Raw genomic sequence first — 15,285 nt, 5'->3', positions numbered from 1 at the left:
ATTAACCAATACCAGAGCCAGCAAGCCGACCGTGCACACCACCAATTTCCTGTCAGGAATAGCTAACCGTTAAGCCATAAGCCAACCCAGACTCAGTACTACAGCAGCCATGCACTACCATTTACGTAAAAGTGAAGCCATTAAAAAGGGGAGCTGATTCCAATAATTTAATTGGAATCAGCCCCCCTTTTATCGCGCATGGCGCAGCAAACGACACCGCCTGTTTTTCACTCAGCAGCAATTTAACGACTTTAAGAAGGGTCGTGCACTTTGGCTACGCGCTGGCCTTCTTTGTCGTACACATCGCCGCGCTCCGTGATGAACAGGCGGCGCTGCTGGCTATCGGTTAGCACGTAGGGAAACGTTTCATTGGTAGTACGCGTGATGCGGCCTACCACTTCGGCATTGTCCTCGTCATCCACGCGCACCACTTTCAGGGCGTTGGTCAGGTAGTAGCGCCGGGTGGGGTCGTTGCGGAATGTGAGCTGCCCCACGAGCCGCACAGCCTCGCCGTTGGACTGACTGATGGCCACCATTTCGCGGGCATTCTCGTCGGCTTCCACCGTAGGAAACAGGCGTACCGGCGTGCTGTCGTAGGTTGAAACGGGCTGCGGAGGGCGGCTCGCAGCGGCTACTACGGCCGGCACGGCCGAAGGAGCTGCCGTCCGGGCACTGGCGACAATCTGGCTATTGGCGCGCTGCCAACCCTGCCCAATAGCCAGGAGACGCGGCGCCCGGCCAGGGTGCGTGGCCGAGCCGCCGTCATCGGGCACGGTGGCCATGGCAGACTGCGCCTGGGCCAGGCTGGCGCCCAGCTTGCGTAGCACGAAACCCGAAAATTCATCGGCCTCCAGTTCATCGGCGGGCTGCGAACCGCCAGCGCGCAAGGTGTGCCCATTGAGGTGGTGGCCCATTTCGTGGGCCAGAATGCTGATGCCCGCCCAGTCGGTATGGCCGGCGCGGTTCACCGAACTCAGGAAATCGGGGTTGTAAAGCAGAAAGCGCTTGCCGTTGTAGACCACGGCGGCGGCGTTGTCAACGTCGCGGGTGGCGCGCAGCTCAAAGCGGGCTTTGAGGCCGACGGCGTCGGTAATCTCCCGGATAACATCGTTGGCCGCCAGCGCCGTTTGGGCCTGAGCGGGAGAAACAGTTAGCAACGGCAGCGCCAGCAGCGGAGCGGCCAACCGACTGAGAAAACGAGACAGAAAAGTCATATCGGAGGGGCAGGAAGTAAAAGACTGTGACCGCAACTGGTTGGCAAGCACAATGCCAGATTACGTCCGTTGTAACAAGGCATTAAGGCAAAATAGCCGGTGAAATAACGACACTACTAACGCTACCGGAATGCTGGCTTAAACCAGCAACGGCCGCGCCTTTTTTCCATTGTGCAAGCACCGACCAGAACCGTTTCATTAAGCGCATTCGGGGTTTGGGGATAACGATTTAGGCACCGTAGCAGTTCACTCAAGCAAGAGTCGTATCGGAGGCCAAACGGTTGCGTATGGTCCCGGCTTGTTTGGCGCCACAGTAGCTTTGCGGCCCTTGCTCCTCCGCCCTGTTTATTTCTCCATCCCGTCGATGAACCAAGCCCACATTCACCTTATTGTTAATCATGTACCGATTGTAGGCAGCCTGTTTGCCTTCGTGCTGTTGGGGGTGGGCTTGCTGCAAAAAAACAGCTCCCTGATTCGCGCCGGGCTGGTGGCCGTGCTGGCTGCGGGCCTGCTGTGCCTGCCCGCGCAGCTCACCGGCGAGGGCGCCGCCAAAGTGGTGCAGGACCTGCCCCGCGTGAGCCGCGCCCTCATCCAAAACCACGAAGCAGCGGCCGAGCAAGGCTTTTGGGTCCTGGAAGGCGCGGCGGGGCTGGCCCTGTTCAGCTTGCTGCTGCTGAAAAACGCCTCGCCGCGAGCCCAGCTACTGAGCGGGCTGACGCTGGTTGTTACGGCCCTTAGCTTCGGGCTGTTGGCGCGCGCCGGCAGCCTGGGCGGGCAGATTGTACACACCGAAATCCGCGAGGGCTTTGGCACGCCCGATGAGCTGTGATATCCAGTTGCCGGCGGCTCATTGGCACTGGCGATGAGCTACGCTAATGAGTATCCACCAACGAATAACTAGAAAATGGCTTTCCCTTTTTTTGGCGACGATAAATCAACCGTGGCGCGGCTATTATCGACGCTACCCCAAACTGGGCGGCTCGAATGGATTGGTGCCCGGCCCGTGCGGCGGCAGCCGCTCGTGCCAATGCTGGAAGCAGAGCTGAAAACCGACTCGCACCTGCTCAGTGACCACGCCCGCCCCAAGACCGGTGGCAAGCGGCAAGTAACCTTGATTCAGCACGAGCACCTGGCGGCGGTGGCCGGCTACCTCGGGCTTGGCGCGCCGGTGGACCCCAGCCGCCTGCGCCGCAACCTGGTGGTGAGCGGTCTGAACCTGCTGGCCCTGAAAAACCGCCAAATCCACATCGGCGACGACGTAATTCTCGACATCACCGGCGAGTGCCACCCCTGCTCGCGCATGGAAGAAGAGCTTGGGCCGGGCGGCTACAACGCCATGCGCGGCCACGGTGGCCTCACGGCGCACATTGCCCAGGGCGGCATCATTCGGGTGGGCGACGTGGTGCGGGTGGTGGCGTAGCGCTGGCTTCCAGGGAAACAATTATAGAAGGACGGCCGCCATTTGGATGATTTCCAATCGGCATTCCCTTGCACCTTATTTCCCCTGCCATGCGCATACCATTACTTTCGCTAGCCGTTCTCAAGCGGCATGGCCGCTTTATCGGCCCACTGCTTGGATTGGTGCTACTGAGCGGGCCGGCGGTTCGCAGCGTTATGTAAACACTCTTTGGCGGGGGCGTTGAGGGCGCGGCCCGGTGGCAGAGTGCGACAGGACCTGCATTTACAGAGGTGCCGCGGTGGAAGGTGCCTGAGGTTTGCGGACCTGAAAGACCGCACCAGAGTCCTCTTCCGTCGAAGGGCTGACGGCGGCGGGAGGGGCAGCCGTGGGAACGTCGTTGGAAGCAGCAGGAGACGAAATGGTGTCGGTGTCGTCGGCTGCATTGCCCATTTGCAGCGGGCCCGTGGCTTTGAGAGAGTCCAGCATCCGGTTTAGTTCGGCGCGGACGGCCGCCCGGCTATTGTAGGTTTTAGCGTCCCGGCCGGGACCGTTGCTGAAGCTATAAATTCCATCCCAGCCGGGCTGGGCAGCTTTGGCGTCATCGGCATGATATTGACGGATGTGCCGGGCCAACGTTTGTATCAGGGCCTGGCGGAGCAACAGGTCGTGACTTTCCAGCTGATTTTTGGCGGGATGTTCAGTGACCGTTTCGGTTTTTTGGCTGCAACCGGCCAGGAGCAGGCAGGCTAATAACAAGCGGCCGGTAGGGAGAGATGGCATAATACGGGATGACGTGATTAAAGAGGCAAGCAATAAATGTAATAGCCCTTATGAAATCTAAGTATAGAAAAGTACCGATGGGTGGTCCAGACAGATGCGATGCTGACGCGCACCTGTGCCGCGCGGCCGGCTGGGGTTCAACTGTTTTTTGCATCAGCCCCAATTGCCGCAAGCCACGTAGCGTTGTGCAAATGCCCTTTGGAGGGACATCGCGGGCGCGGGCCGGTGGCCAAGTAAATTGGGTCCTGCGCGCAGAAAGCTGGGCCGTTAAGAATAAATCAATATATTTAAAAAAGTTTTTCTCATTTTCACACCCCTACCCTACTATGTCTGATGTAAATCTGCTCAAAACTCGCTCGCAGTGCGTGGCGGCCAAATCCGCTCTCCTCGCTGAGGTGGATGGCTACCAGAACCGCGACCAAAACCTCGACTACCAGGACCGGGTGGCCGACCGCTCGGAAACCTCCGTGGCCGCGCGCCTGGCTACGGCCACCAGCCAACTAGCCTACGCCACTCAGGAGCTGGCCCGCCCCGACCTCTCCGATGCTGACCGCAAACGGTACAAAGCCCAGGAGATGACGACCCGCCATCTGAAAGAGCGCCTCGAAAACCGGGCCGAGGAAGAAGGCGGCACCAACGCCTTCCTGGCCGATGTGGACGCCGACCAGGTAGACGCGCAAGTTGCGGTTCTCACCACTGCCATCGCCGCCGTACAAGCCCACCACGACGGGCTGCCCGCTTAACCGGGCCCTACCTTAAAGCAAGAAACATTACCCGCGGCCCTCCGGTCGCGGGTTTTTTGTGGGTAATATTTCCACGAGGCTGGATATGGAGTCGGGCCAAAGCAGCTTCGGCGGCGAACGAAAGCCGGGCGGGTGACTCCGTGTGCCAGGTTCCGAACCCGAGCGAAAGCAGCCAGACAAAAGCGCGGCGCGGTTGCGGGTTTGCAGAGCACCGCGCTAGCGCACACCCTTTAGGAGTTGGCAACAAATTTTGTTCGTCACGAGTTTTTGTTGCCAACTTTGGCAACAAAATTTACTCGCCATCATTTTTTGTTGCCAACCTATGTTTCGCCCCGCCCTGCCGACCGACCCCCTACTGACGCGGGTGCGCCACTACTTGGGCATCTCGCAAGACGAGCTAGCTCGTTACCTGGGCCTGAGCAAGAGCCAGGTTAGCCGCCTCGAAACGGGCCTCCGCTCCTTCAATCCCGACGTGGCCGAGCAGGTCGATGCGCTGGCGCAGGCCCTGCCCGCCGTGCTGCCGCCCGCCAACGCCCTGCCCGGCCCCGACGACCTGGCCCCGCCCGACCCCGCTCCCCTCGAAGCCCGGCTCGACTACTGCCGCCATCACGCTCGCCGCCTGCGCCGGGCCCTGCGCCCGCTGGTGGCCCAGGCCACCCACGCCGCCCACTGGCGCGTGGCCCTACCCACCCTGCGCGCCGCCCTGCCGCCCGACCCCGGTGGCAACGAGCCGCCCGCGCACACCGGGCCGGGGCGTTGGGCCGCCTTCCTGGTCTGGTACCGCTGGCGCTGGCTCGCCGAGCGCCCCACGGCCTTATCGCCCGACCTCAGCGCCCGCTATCACCTGCTGCGCCTGCAGGCCGAAGCCCTCGAAACGGAAGCCGCCGCGCTGGAGCGGCTCCTCGCACGGCCCACCTAGGTGTATAGGCCCAAGGCGTGCTGGTATATTTCCGGACTAAAATTTCGCACATGGCTAACTATGAGATAACTATTTTGCGGCAGTGCCTGCACAGCTTTACAGCAGTATAGTCGCCATACCTGCATTTGCTCATATACATTTGCCGCAAATACAGCCTTTCCACCGTTTTTTACATGAAACAAACACACAGTTTTTTACTAGCTGGCTTCTTATTGACGGCCACTACTACGGTTGCCAATGCCCAAATCAGTTTTGGTCCACGCATAGGGCTAAACTCTGCTGTTGTTAAAGGAATTCGAGGAGAAGATGTCGCGAATGATTCCAGGTTCGGGTCACAAATCGGCCTAGTAGTAAATGTACAGTTTGGTAATCTGGCTATTCAACCAGCTATTCTCTATACTCAGAAAGGTTATCGGACGGAAGACGAGGTAATGGCAAATGGAATTACGGCCACTAGCAAAGCTTCAGCCAGACTGGACTACGCAGAAATTCCAGTAAACCTGGTATATAATGTAGGCAAAACGTCAGGATTTCAAATTTTTGCAGGCCCTTATGTAGGTTTTGGCATTGGTGGTAAAGTCAAGTTCGAACAAAAGATTTCTGACCCTAGTGGAAGGCTTTCGGACGAGACAAAAGAGGACATTGACGTGAAGTTTGCCAGCAAAGAAGGTAGCGATAATAAGGTATATATCCGCCGCTTTGATGTGGGTGCTAATGCTGGCATCGGCTACAAAACTGGCCCTATTCAAGCACAGCTCGGCTTTGGTTTCGGCTTCCGGGATTTAGCGCCAGAATATCCGGAGAGTACAAAAGCAACCAACCGTGTACTTCAGCTATCGTTGACTTACCTCTTCGACGCTAAATAACGACCCAGCAGCTTGTTTTCCAGCCCTGGTCGGTATTCCGACTGGGGCTGTTTGCGTTGCGGGAGGCAGGATTTGCAAGGGCTACCGTGCGTTAACGAAGCCAGTTGGATATTTTTTGAGCGTGGTTTGAAGGTCAAGCAGTAGGCGATTGAAGCCGTTTGTTGCTCGCTCATGCACTTATGGTGTTGCTGTTTATTTGGGCACGTCCACTAGCAGCTCGCTCTCAAAAATCTCGCCCAGAGGCCCGCCAAAGAAGTCTCCTACGTTGGTGAAGGCCACATAAGTCATGTTGGTTTCGAGGAACGAGTACATTGGGGCAATGCTCCCCGATGGCTGAACGCCCCCAACAGCTTTCGACGCAGAGCCCCACCTTTTGCATCCTCTTCGGAAAGGGTATAAGTAAAAAAACCTCCCGCCAAAGGCGAGAGGCTTTCCGAGCTATGAAAACAACTGTCCCCTATGGAGACACATGCAAACATACGTCGGGTACGTAAAGGTTGGATTGCGACAAAAAAATTAAGCCCCATCCATCCGTACAATTTTGGGGGTGAAAGAGCCGAGCACATCCACCAGGTCACGCTGATGGGCCATCACCTGGCGGATGTCTTTGTAGGCGGCAGGGGCTTCGTCGAGGCCGCCACCGAGTAGTTCCACCCCGTGGTCGCGCAACTCGCGGCGGAGCTGGCCTTCGCTGATTTGCGTTTTGGCCTGGGTGCGCGAGAGCCGCCGCCCCGCCCCGTGCGAAGCTGAGCTAAGGGAATCCCGCTCGCCCCGGCCCCGCACGATGAAACCGGGCGCCGTCATCGAGCCGGGGATGATGCCCAGCACGCCCTGGCCCGCCGGCGTGGCCCCCTTGCGGTGCACAATGGCCGTGCGGCCATCGGCCAACACCTCCTTCCAGGCAAAATTGTGGTGGTTTTCGACTTGCGCCAACGGCTTTTCGCCCAACGCCTGGCCGATGCGCCGGTGAATGTCGTGGTGGCAGGCCGAAGCGTAGTCGCCGGCCAGGTTCATAGCCGCCCAGTACTCCTGCCCTTCCTGCGAGTCGAGCGAGAGCCAGGCCAGGTGCCGCGCCTGGGGTGGCAGGGGGCATTTGTCCATGGCCACCTTGGTGTAGTGCTGGGCAATGGCCGCCCCCAGTCCCCGCGAGCCGCTGTGCGACAGCACGCCCAGGTACTGCCCCACGGGTAGGCGCAAGTCGTTTTCAGGGTCAGTGAGGTCAACCACCCCAAACTCCACGAAGTGGTTGCCCGACCCCGACGAGCCCAGCTGCTTCACCGCCGAGTCGAGCTTCTGACGCGCCACGGCGATTTCGCGAAATTCGGGCCGCTCGAAAATGGGGTCGTCCGTGTTCACCTTTTTGAAAACCTCCTTGTTGCCGAACTTGGTGTGGTGCAGCAGCATCTTACGCAGCTCGTCGCGGCGCTGCTCCAGATACTTTGGTGGCAGCTCAAACACCGATAGCGCCATCCGGCAGCCAATGTCCATGCCCACGCCGTAGGGAATCACGGCGTTGTCGGCGGCCAGCACGCCCCCGATGGGCAGGCCATAGCCCTGGTGGGCATCAGGCATGAGGGCACCGTCGAGGGTGATGGGCAGCTGCATGGCCACGTCCATCTGCTTGCGGGCGCCGTCCTCGATGAAGTCGTTGCCATAGCGGCGGTAGTCCTTTATTTCCGGGTTCAGGGCCACATCGCGCGAGGGCGTCGGCACGAGCTGCTCGGCCACCGGGCGCCAGTTTTCGTCGCGCACGTACTTGAAGGGGTCGTCCTTTATTTGCTTGAGCAGGGCCAGGGCGCTGCCCTTGTCCATTTTGCGAAATTCTTTCTGAGCCAGCACATCAAGGGCGTGGCCAATGGCAGGCCCTTCAGGAAAGCCGATTTTGCGGAGGTCGTTGCCGCGGAGTTGATTGGCCATAGTGGAGAAGTACATAGTGAAAGCACTGATGTACGAGGCGTCAAGGGCGATGTTATGCAAGAAAAAAGCCGCAACTGATACAGTTGCGGCTTTTCATTGATGCGCAAGGACGTCATGCCGAGCATCTCGCTTGCCGGAAACCTCACCCCCGGCCCCTCTCCAAAAGAGAGGGGAGCCTGGCGTTGAGTTAAGAGTTGAGAGTTAAAATGCAGGCGACTTTTAACTCATCACTCTTACCTGAGCCAGACCGGTGCCCCCTCTTTTTTGGAGAGAGGCCGTGCCCGGCAGGGGTCAGGGGGTGATGTTTCCGGCGAACGAGATGCTCGGCCGGACAGGCAGGCAAATGTTACGCCCCATCCATCCGCACGATTTTCGGCGTGAACGAGCCCAGCACGTCTACCAATTCGCGCTGGCTGGCCATCACGGTGTGAATGTCCTTATAAGCCATCGGCGCTTCATCAAGCCCGCCACCAATCAGCTCGATGCCGTGCTCCGCCAGGTGCTTGCGCACGCCCGATTCCGTCAATTCAGCTTTAGCCCGCGTCCGCGACATGAGCCGGCCGGCCCCGTGCGAGGCCGACGCCAACGACTCGGGCAGGCCGCGCCCGCGCACGATGAAGCCAGGGGCCGTCATCGAGCCGGGGATGATGCCCAGCACGCCCGACCCGGCCGGCGTGGCGCCCTTGCGGTGCACGATAACCTCACGGCCATCGGCCAGGCGCTCCTTCCAGGCGAAGTTGTGGTGGTTTTCCACCTTGGCCACGGGCCGCTCACCCAAGGCTTTCGCCAGCCGCTGATGAATCTGGGCGTGGCAGGCCGAGGCGTAGTCGCCGGCCAGGTTCATGGCCGCCCAGTATTCCTGACCAGCTTCGGTGTCGAGGCCGAGCCAGGCGAGGTGCTGGGCTTCGGTGGGCAGCTGGCACACGTCCTTGGCGAGGCGGGTGTAGTGCTCGGCAATGCCAGCGCCCAGGCCTCGCGAGCCGGAGTGCGAGAGCACGCCCAGGTATTGCCCGGCCGGCACGCCCAGTCCGTTTTCGGCTTCGGTAATTTCGACAATGCCGAACTCCACGAAGTGGTTGCCCGAGCCCGAGGTACCCACCTGCTCCGCCGCCTTATCGCGCTTGTTTTTCAGGAAAGGAATTTCCAGAAACTCCTCGCGCTCCAGCACGGCATTCGCCAGCCGCTGGCCCCGCTCCCAACCCCGACCGGAGCCGAAGCGGGTGTTGTCGAGCAGAATTTTGCGCAGCTCCTGCACTCGCTGCGTCAGGTACTTGGGCGGCAGGTCGAACACCGACAAGGCCATGCGGCAGCCGATGTCGACCCCCACAGCGTAGGGAATCACCGCGTTATCCGTCGCCAGCACCCCACCAATGGGCAGGCCGTAGCCGTGGTGGGCGTCAGGCATGAGGGCGCCGGCGACGGTCACCGGCAACTTCATGGCCGTTTCCATCTGATGAATCGCGCTCTGGTCGATGTGCTCGGCGCCGAACGCGACGTAGGGCTTGCGCTCCACCAAGCTGATGTGGCGGTTGGGCGGGGGCAGCAAGGCCGCCGCCGTATGGCTCCAATCCAAATGAGTGAGGTATTCTTTGGGATTGGCTAACAGTTGACCTAGCAGGGCTAGCTGGTCGGTTTGCGAAAGTTTTTTGAGGTGCTTGCGCTGCAATTGCGCGAGAGCAAGCCCAATGGCCCGGCCTTCTGGGAACCCGAGGGCACGAAGGTCGTTGCCGCGTAAAATATTGGCCATAACAATGGTGGTTGCACGAGAGTGAGGCGCCGTATTTGGCGTCTCGTCGTTGATGAAAAATAAATAAAACGAACCGGGCAACAGGCACGCCGCCCACATAATGTGCTCTACCAACTGAGCTACCGCCAGCCGAAGCCAACGGGCAGGAATCGAACCTGCGACCCCATCGTCCTGAACGAAATATGGCGGCGCTACGGCACCGGGCCGCTTTATCACACAAAAACCGGAACAACAGACGGCCCACGCAACGGGCACAAGGCCCGACTAATAGATCGGAGTAGCGCGAGCCTACGGCATCCGGTAAAAAACAAACTCGTAGCGCGAACTCGGCGAGTCCGCACGTTGAGCAACTTATGCACGGACTCGCAGAACCCGCGCAACCACCCCCTGCCGGGGCAACAAGCGCCCGGCCTCCTAGTCCCGCTCTAACCACTGAGCTACGGCTGCCGCCGGCGGGACTTGAACCCGCGTCCTGAACAATCACGAAGTATGGCCGGGCTACGACACCCGACAGGGGTTGGAAATAAAATATTGGGGCAAAAAGCGGCGGATGTTTTTACAGCGCGTCTACCATTTCGCCACGTGGTTTTTGAGCCCCGGACAGGATTCGAACCCGCACTCCTTGCGGAACTGTACCCGAAGTAGCATCCGCCTACGGCACCCAATACAAGCTTTTGTTTCCAAACGGGGCAACAGGCGCTCGGCCAATTGGCGCGGCCCTACCACTTTGCGGCGCCCTGCCTTGCGGCAGCACTTCGGGAGTCGAACCCGCGACCGCCCCTATTTGGAGCGAAGAAAGGCCCGGCTACGGCACCCATCTGGAAACATGTTTCTTGGCTTCATCCGCAAATTCAGGGCAACAAGCGGCTGGCGTGTCAACCGCAGCCGAAGCGGCGGAAGGGGAGTCGAACCCAACTAAACTACTCATGGAGCAATTCTTTCAACCAGCGAAGTATCGCCCGCCTACGGCACCTGAACCGTGCGGATTCAGCCGAGTTGGGACGGGCCACGTCTGTGGCACCGTCCCGGTCGGCGACTGCCCCAATGGGCAGCCGTCTTCCTCATTCCGGCAGTTAAAATGAAAACGATTATTAGAAAGATTTTAGTATACGTTCAAACGCTTGTAGGGTGGCATGAGGCGGCTTGGGGTCATACACCGCGAAATCGAGGCGGCGAAATCGACCCCGAATACTGGGCTCGGCCAAGGCTTCGGCAAACAATTCGGCAATCTGGATGGCGTCGTTGGCAAACACGCCGCAGCCCCAAGCACCCAGAATCAAGGTCTCGATACCGTTTCGGGCGGCAGCGGCCAGCACCAGCCGGAGGCGGCGCCGCATGGTGGGCACCAGCTCCGGTAACAGTTCCGGGTTGTTACGCTGCAACGCCCCGGCATTAACGGCGGGGGCGGTGAGCACATCGAGTTGGAAGGGCTCGGCCAGCCACTCGCCGGCTTCGCCCCGGAACACCGGCACGCCCGGCGAGTAAATGAAGTAGTCGCTGTAGAGGCCTGTGCTTTCGGGGCGGGCGTTGTGGGCATACATTTCCCGAAACTGCGCCAGGCAAGGGTACAAACCCGACGACCGCGCCAAGCTTTCTTCCTGCGCCTGGCTGCCGCCCAGGAAGCCACCGCCCGGATTGCGGGCCGAAGCAAAGTTCAGGCAGCCCACCCGGTCCCCGCCACCGGCCAGCGCCGCGGCGGCTTGCAAGGTAGTGGCGGCGTACACGCGCACTTCCGCCGGTGCTCCGCCGGGTTGGTCAAACTCCCGCAGTAGGTCGTCGGCATCGGCGGGCCGGTAAAGTCGGCTGCCGGCCTCGGCGGCCCGCTGGGCTGCGGCCAGCACGACAGGCTGGTTACTTGCCGATTGGTACACGCCTTGCTCCAGCACGGTGAGCGTGCTTTGGGCAATGCGTAGTCGAATGTCACGGTTCATGAGTAAATCGAATTTGTTGGCTAGCGACCCGGGAACGACGGCCGCTTTAATCATTGTAGTGTCATTCCCGGGGCAGCTTTCTATTGAGTCAGCTGGTTGTTTGCGAGCGTATAAGCAAGGGCAACAACCGGCCGGCCACGTTGAGCGAAGGGAATCGAACCCTCACCGCCGAAACGGCCATCCCAGAGCACCCGCGAAGTAGGCCCAGCCTACGGCACCTTGCCGCTGCGGCGGCCGGAGGTTCCGCTTTATTGTCCGGCCGCTTTTCAGTTGATTTAGAATTGAATTTTCTCGATTTCGGTGAGCGCTGAGCCGCCGTTGTCCAGCGCCGTGAGCACATCGAAAATCTTGTCGGACCAGCCGGCGATGAGGGCCACGCCCGTTTCAGGGCGCACCTCCAGCGGGGCAGTGCCGTGCCCGGCCAGGTCGAAAAGATAGAGGCGGGCATTGGGGGCCACACTGCGACGGTACGCGGCCCATTCCTGAGCTATAGTGCCGCCGTCGGCATTGCTATTCCAGAGCTGCACATCGGTAAAAATCATCACCTTGTCCACCACATCACGGCGCTGGCGCAGGTCCTGAATTACGAGGTGGCCATTGGTGCTGTAGCCCACCTCGCCTTCGCGGCGGTAGAACTCCTCTACGTTGCGCAACACCGGCCCGCGGGGCAGGCTGATGCGCTTCCACGTATTGCCGAACATGCCGGCCACCACGTTTTGGCAACGGCTCTGGAGCAACATCCCCAGCACCAGGCTCACGTCGTAGAGTAGCACTTTGCTACGCGGCGAAATAGGCTGCTGCATGGAACCCGACACGTCGCAAGCCACCACCACGCGGGTTTCGGCACCGAAGCCACGCAGGTTGGCCGCGCTGTGTGCGATGGCCTCTTCCAACGCCGCAAGCACCGCCGCCACGTAGCCGCTCGACAAGGTTTTTACCTCCCGAAAGGCCGCCAGGAAGCGGAAGGGCAGCTGCTTGCTGCGCGCCACGGCGGCCCGATTGGCCAAAGTGGCACACACCTGCGTGATGGCAGCTGCCGACACGTTGGCTTCGAGGATGTTGCGCAGGTTGCGCAACAGGGCCATGTAACCCAGCTTGCCGCTGGCAATGAGCGTTTCCCAGGTGCGGGCCACGGCGGCGGCTCGCTCGGCGGGGTTGGCGTAGGCTTGCTGGCCGACGGCCGACAGCTCGGTTTCCCAAGTGTAGGGCGTGGGCAGTTCGCCGCGCACCAGTTGGTTGAACAGCGCTTGCTGAGCCTCATCTTTCGCGTTTGGGTGAACCAGGAACAGCGCATCACGCAAGCGTACGGCCCCGTCGCGGTCGTACTTGGCCAGCTGATACCCATCGAAACGGTTGAAGCTGAGCGCCAAGCCTTTTTGCAGCTGCTTAGAGACGCGGTTGAGGATTTTGGGGCCGCTGCGGCCGTTGGCCTGCGCGTAGAAAGCCAGCAACTCCGTGATTTCGTCGGGGCGCTGCACCACGCGGGCTACCAGACGGCTCACCAGGTTATCGCCACGGTGCAAGCGAGCCAATTCTACACACAGCACCAGCGGCACCGAGCGCAAGTTGAGGCTTTCACGGGCATATACTGCCAATTGCGCCACAAAAATGGGGTCGTTCTTAGCCACCAACTCCCGCAAACGCTGCAGGCGCGTATCGGCTTTCTCGTAGAACTGGTCGCTGAGCGCGGCGGTAGCCACGGCGGCGTACAGCTCCACCTGGGGCGTGAGCGTGAAGGCAGCTGCGCCTTCGTGGTTGACGGTATCGGCGCCGTTTCGGGAGAAGAAGTTAAAGCGCATGGTGAAGTGTTGAAAAGGTTGCTATTTATTCTATTGATGCGGCTGGGGTGAGGTACATGCCCTGCTATTCCCAAGCAACGCCAACGTGCTTCGACAGCACCAGGCGGGCTTGGTTGAGCCACTGAATTATCCAGACGTGCTCCTGAGGGGTCATCCAGCGGTTGTATTTACCGCGCACCTGCACCACGGTGCGGTTGGCCGTCACTTCGATGGTCAGGCCGCGGGTGCCGTCCACGGTCAGTGAGAAAATTCCGCAACGGCCCGCCAGGCACGATTGCAGATAAGTGGCCACGCAGTTGCGTTGCGCGTTGCCTTCGTCCTGCAGTTGCGCAGCGGTGGTGAGCTGCTCGATGCGCACCGGCCCGGCCAGGAAATTATCCACCGGCAAACCCGCCCAGCGGCTATTGCCGGCCTGGTTAGCGCCGCCCGATTGGCGACGCGCCCGGGCTTGGCTGTGATGCCATTGCTCGGTTTGGGCCAGCACGGATGCCATGCTGCGGCCCTTGAGGGTGAAGCCCGGCTGGGCCGGCTCCGGCCCGATGCCGACGCTGCGCTTCTGATGAATCCAGTCGCAGACGGGACCAAAATGGCGCGGGTCGACCATGGGCGAAGCGACGAAAAAGTCCACCACGCTCAGCCAGAAGGCATCATCGACCAAAGCGGCGCGGCCCAGGCGCGATTCCATTACCACGCCCCACCAGGCCAGCGCATCGCGGGCGGCGAGCTGAGCATAGCGCAAGGCTTCGCGGAAGGTGCAGCCGGCGGGCGCTTCCCGCATGCCGTGCTCTAGCCGTTTACTGATGGGCACGGGCAGCCGGGAGAAGCTGCGCAGCGAATGTCCCTGCCCGAGGTGCAGGGTCAAATCGGGCAGACTCACGCCATCTTCCACCAGCGTTGGGCGCATCCAAGACTCAATCAGCCAGTCCGGCGCGTTACCGTAGCGGTCGAATAAGTGTCGGACCAGACTGGCCAGTTGCCGGAATACGTTGCTGCTTTTGGGCTTCCAGTCGGCTACTTCGCGCACCCGCCTGGCGTATCGGCTGGCCAGGGCGCCTACATTTGGGGCCAGTTCGGGGCGATGCAGCAGCCCGGTGCGCTTGGTCGCCAAGGCCCGCAATGCGCCAAGGATATTGCCCTTCTCTGCACTGGTACGGTCCACTACGCACGCCGCGTACAGTTGTGCCAGGGCCGAATCGACGCCCAATGCTTCGTAAAGCGCATGGGGCGAACCGAAGGAAAACATGTATTCTACTTGCTTAGACTGGGGCCAATTGCGCCAGTCAACGTGTCGCGAGAGCGCGACACCGGCCTCCTTCCAGCGGTAAGCTTCCTCCGAAAGTGGTTTATTACGGTTTGCCATAAAGCGGGGGCCTGCCCGCAGACAGCGCCTAGCCTAAAAGTGAGTATTGGAAGGTGGGCGCACGCAACTGGCGGCCCGATTTCAGCCTTTTCCGAGGCCGCAACAGGTGCGGCAAATGGGCCGCTGGCTCGAGCGGTGGGCCCGCAACAAGGGACCGATAAGCGGGAGGAGAAGCTAAGAAACGTATGGCTAAAAGGGGATGAGAATGAAAAAAGGGCAGGTTTTAATTCTTGTAACTAGCGAGCAGTAATTACCTAACCAGAAATTCGGCATTGATTCAATTTGAATTAAACGCACGTTTCCTGTTCAAATAAAAACGTGTTTTATTTGGCAATTAGTGATACGAAAAAGCCCGGCTTTTGCGGGCCGGGCTTTTCTATTTCGCGTGAGTTACGCCGGGATTACCGACGCGTCCAACAAAGAAGAAAAGCACGGTCGCACCGTTTCAACGAGCCGCAATCGGGCCGACGCTGAAGCTGCTTGGGCAGGTAACTGGGGCGGATATTGTGCATGGGTTGAATGAAATAAGCGGTTGACGAACCGGTTAACAACAAAAAACCCGAGCGTTAGAGGCTCGGGCGGTGTCGGGTTTCAGCGTGGGCTGAAATCA

12 protein-coding genes are annotated in these 15,285 nt (G+C 60.2%); 5 read left to right on the top strand and 7 right to left on the bottom strand.

The annotated features are described in order from the left end of the window. Window positions 1-251 precede the first annotated feature (251 nt). On the bottom strand, window positions 252-1,214 hold the full coding sequence (locus WX88_RS05820; RefSeq protein ID WP_046243374.1) for a M48 family metalloprotease: 963 nt from the start codon (window positions 1,212-1,214) through the stop codon (window positions 252-254). 328 nt (window positions 1,215-1,542) lie between these two features. On the opposite strand from WX88_RS05820, the gene WX88_RS05815 reads away from it, so the two are divergent. Continuing rightward, window positions 1,543-2,043, top strand: coding sequence for a hypothetical protein (locus WX88_RS05815; RefSeq protein WP_156175958.1), 501 nt, complete (start codon window positions 1,543-1,545; stop codon window positions 2,041-2,043). Window positions 2,044-2,118: 75 nt separating this feature from the next. Beyond that, window positions 2,119-2,634, top strand: coding sequence for an MOSC domain-containing protein (locus tag WX88_RS05810; protein WP_046243372.1), 516 nt, complete (start codon window positions 2,119-2,121; stop codon window positions 2,632-2,634). Between the two features lie 261 nt (window positions 2,635-2,895). On the opposite strand, the gene WX88_RS05805 is transcribed toward WX88_RS05810, so the two are convergent. Further along, window positions 2,896-3,393, bottom strand: coding sequence for a hypothetical protein (locus WX88_RS05805; RefSeq protein WP_046243371.1), 498 nt, complete (start codon window positions 3,391-3,393; stop codon window positions 2,896-2,898). Window positions 3,394-3,719: 326 nt separating this feature from the next. Here WX88_RS05805 and WX88_RS05800 point away from each other — a divergent pair, with 326 nt between their 5' ends. The 3 genes from WX88_RS05800 to WX88_RS28590 all read left to right on the top strand — a co-directional run bounded on the left by WX88_RS05800 (window position 3,720) and on the right by WX88_RS28590 (window position 5,921). Then, window positions 3,720-4,136 (top strand): hypothetical protein, encoded by a 417-nt coding sequence (locus tag WX88_RS05800; RefSeq protein WP_046243370.1) that lies wholly within the window; start codon window positions 3,720-3,722, stop codon window positions 4,134-4,136. A gap of 322 nt (window positions 4,137-4,458) precedes the next feature. Next, window positions 4,459-5,055, top strand: coding sequence for a helix-turn-helix domain-containing protein (locus tag WX88_RS05795; RefSeq protein ID WP_046243369.1), 597 nt, complete (start codon window positions 4,459-4,461; stop codon window positions 5,053-5,055). 173 nt (window positions 5,056-5,228) lie between these two features. Continuing rightward, on the top strand, window positions 5,229-5,921 hold the full coding sequence (locus WX88_RS28590; protein WP_156175957.1) for a porin family protein: 693 nt from the start codon (window positions 5,229-5,231) through the stop codon (window positions 5,919-5,921). A 516-nt stretch (window positions 5,922-6,437) separates the two neighbouring features. On the opposite strand, the gene WX88_RS05785 is transcribed toward WX88_RS28590, so the two are convergent. The 5 genes from WX88_RS05785 to WX88_RS05765 form a co-directional block, all read right to left on the bottom strand. Further along, window positions 6,438-7,838, bottom strand: a complete 1,401-nt coding sequence (locus tag WX88_RS05785; protein ID WP_046243544.1) for an RtcB family protein — start codon at window positions 7,836-7,838, stop codon at window positions 6,438-6,440. 346 nt (window positions 7,839-8,184) lie between these two features. Then, entirely contained in the window at window positions 8,185-9,585 is a 1,401-nt protein-coding gene (locus WX88_RS05780; RefSeq protein WP_046243543.1) for an RtcB family protein, read from the bottom strand. A gap of 1,091 nt (window positions 9,586-10,676) precedes the next feature. After that, on the bottom strand, window positions 10,677-11,516 hold the full coding sequence (locus WX88_RS05775; protein ID WP_046243542.1) for a TIGR02452 family protein: 840 nt from the start codon (window positions 11,514-11,516) through the stop codon (window positions 10,677-10,679). Window positions 11,517-11,791: 275 nt separating this feature from the next. Beyond that, a complete protein-coding gene (locus tag WX88_RS05770; RefSeq protein ID WP_046243367.1) occupies window positions 11,792-13,315 on the bottom strand; it encodes a TROVE domain-containing protein in 1,524 nt (507 codons plus the stop codon). 64 nt (window positions 13,316-13,379) lie between these two features. Next, the gene (locus WX88_RS05765) at window positions 13,380-14,558 is read right to left on the bottom strand and encodes a PcfJ domain-containing protein (protein ID WP_197076686.1); all 1,179 of its coding nucleotides are present in this window, start codon (window positions 14,556-14,558) and stop codon (window positions 13,380-13,382) included. Window positions 14,559-15,285: the final 727 nt, after the last annotated feature.

It is taken from the genome of Hymenobacter terrenus, assembly GCF_000972495.1.
GTDB classification, from domain to species: domain Bacteria; phylum Bacteroidota; class Bacteroidia; order Cytophagales; family Hymenobacteraceae; genus Hymenobacter; species Hymenobacter terrenus.
This window is presented reverse-complemented; position numbering and strand designations above follow the sequence as displayed.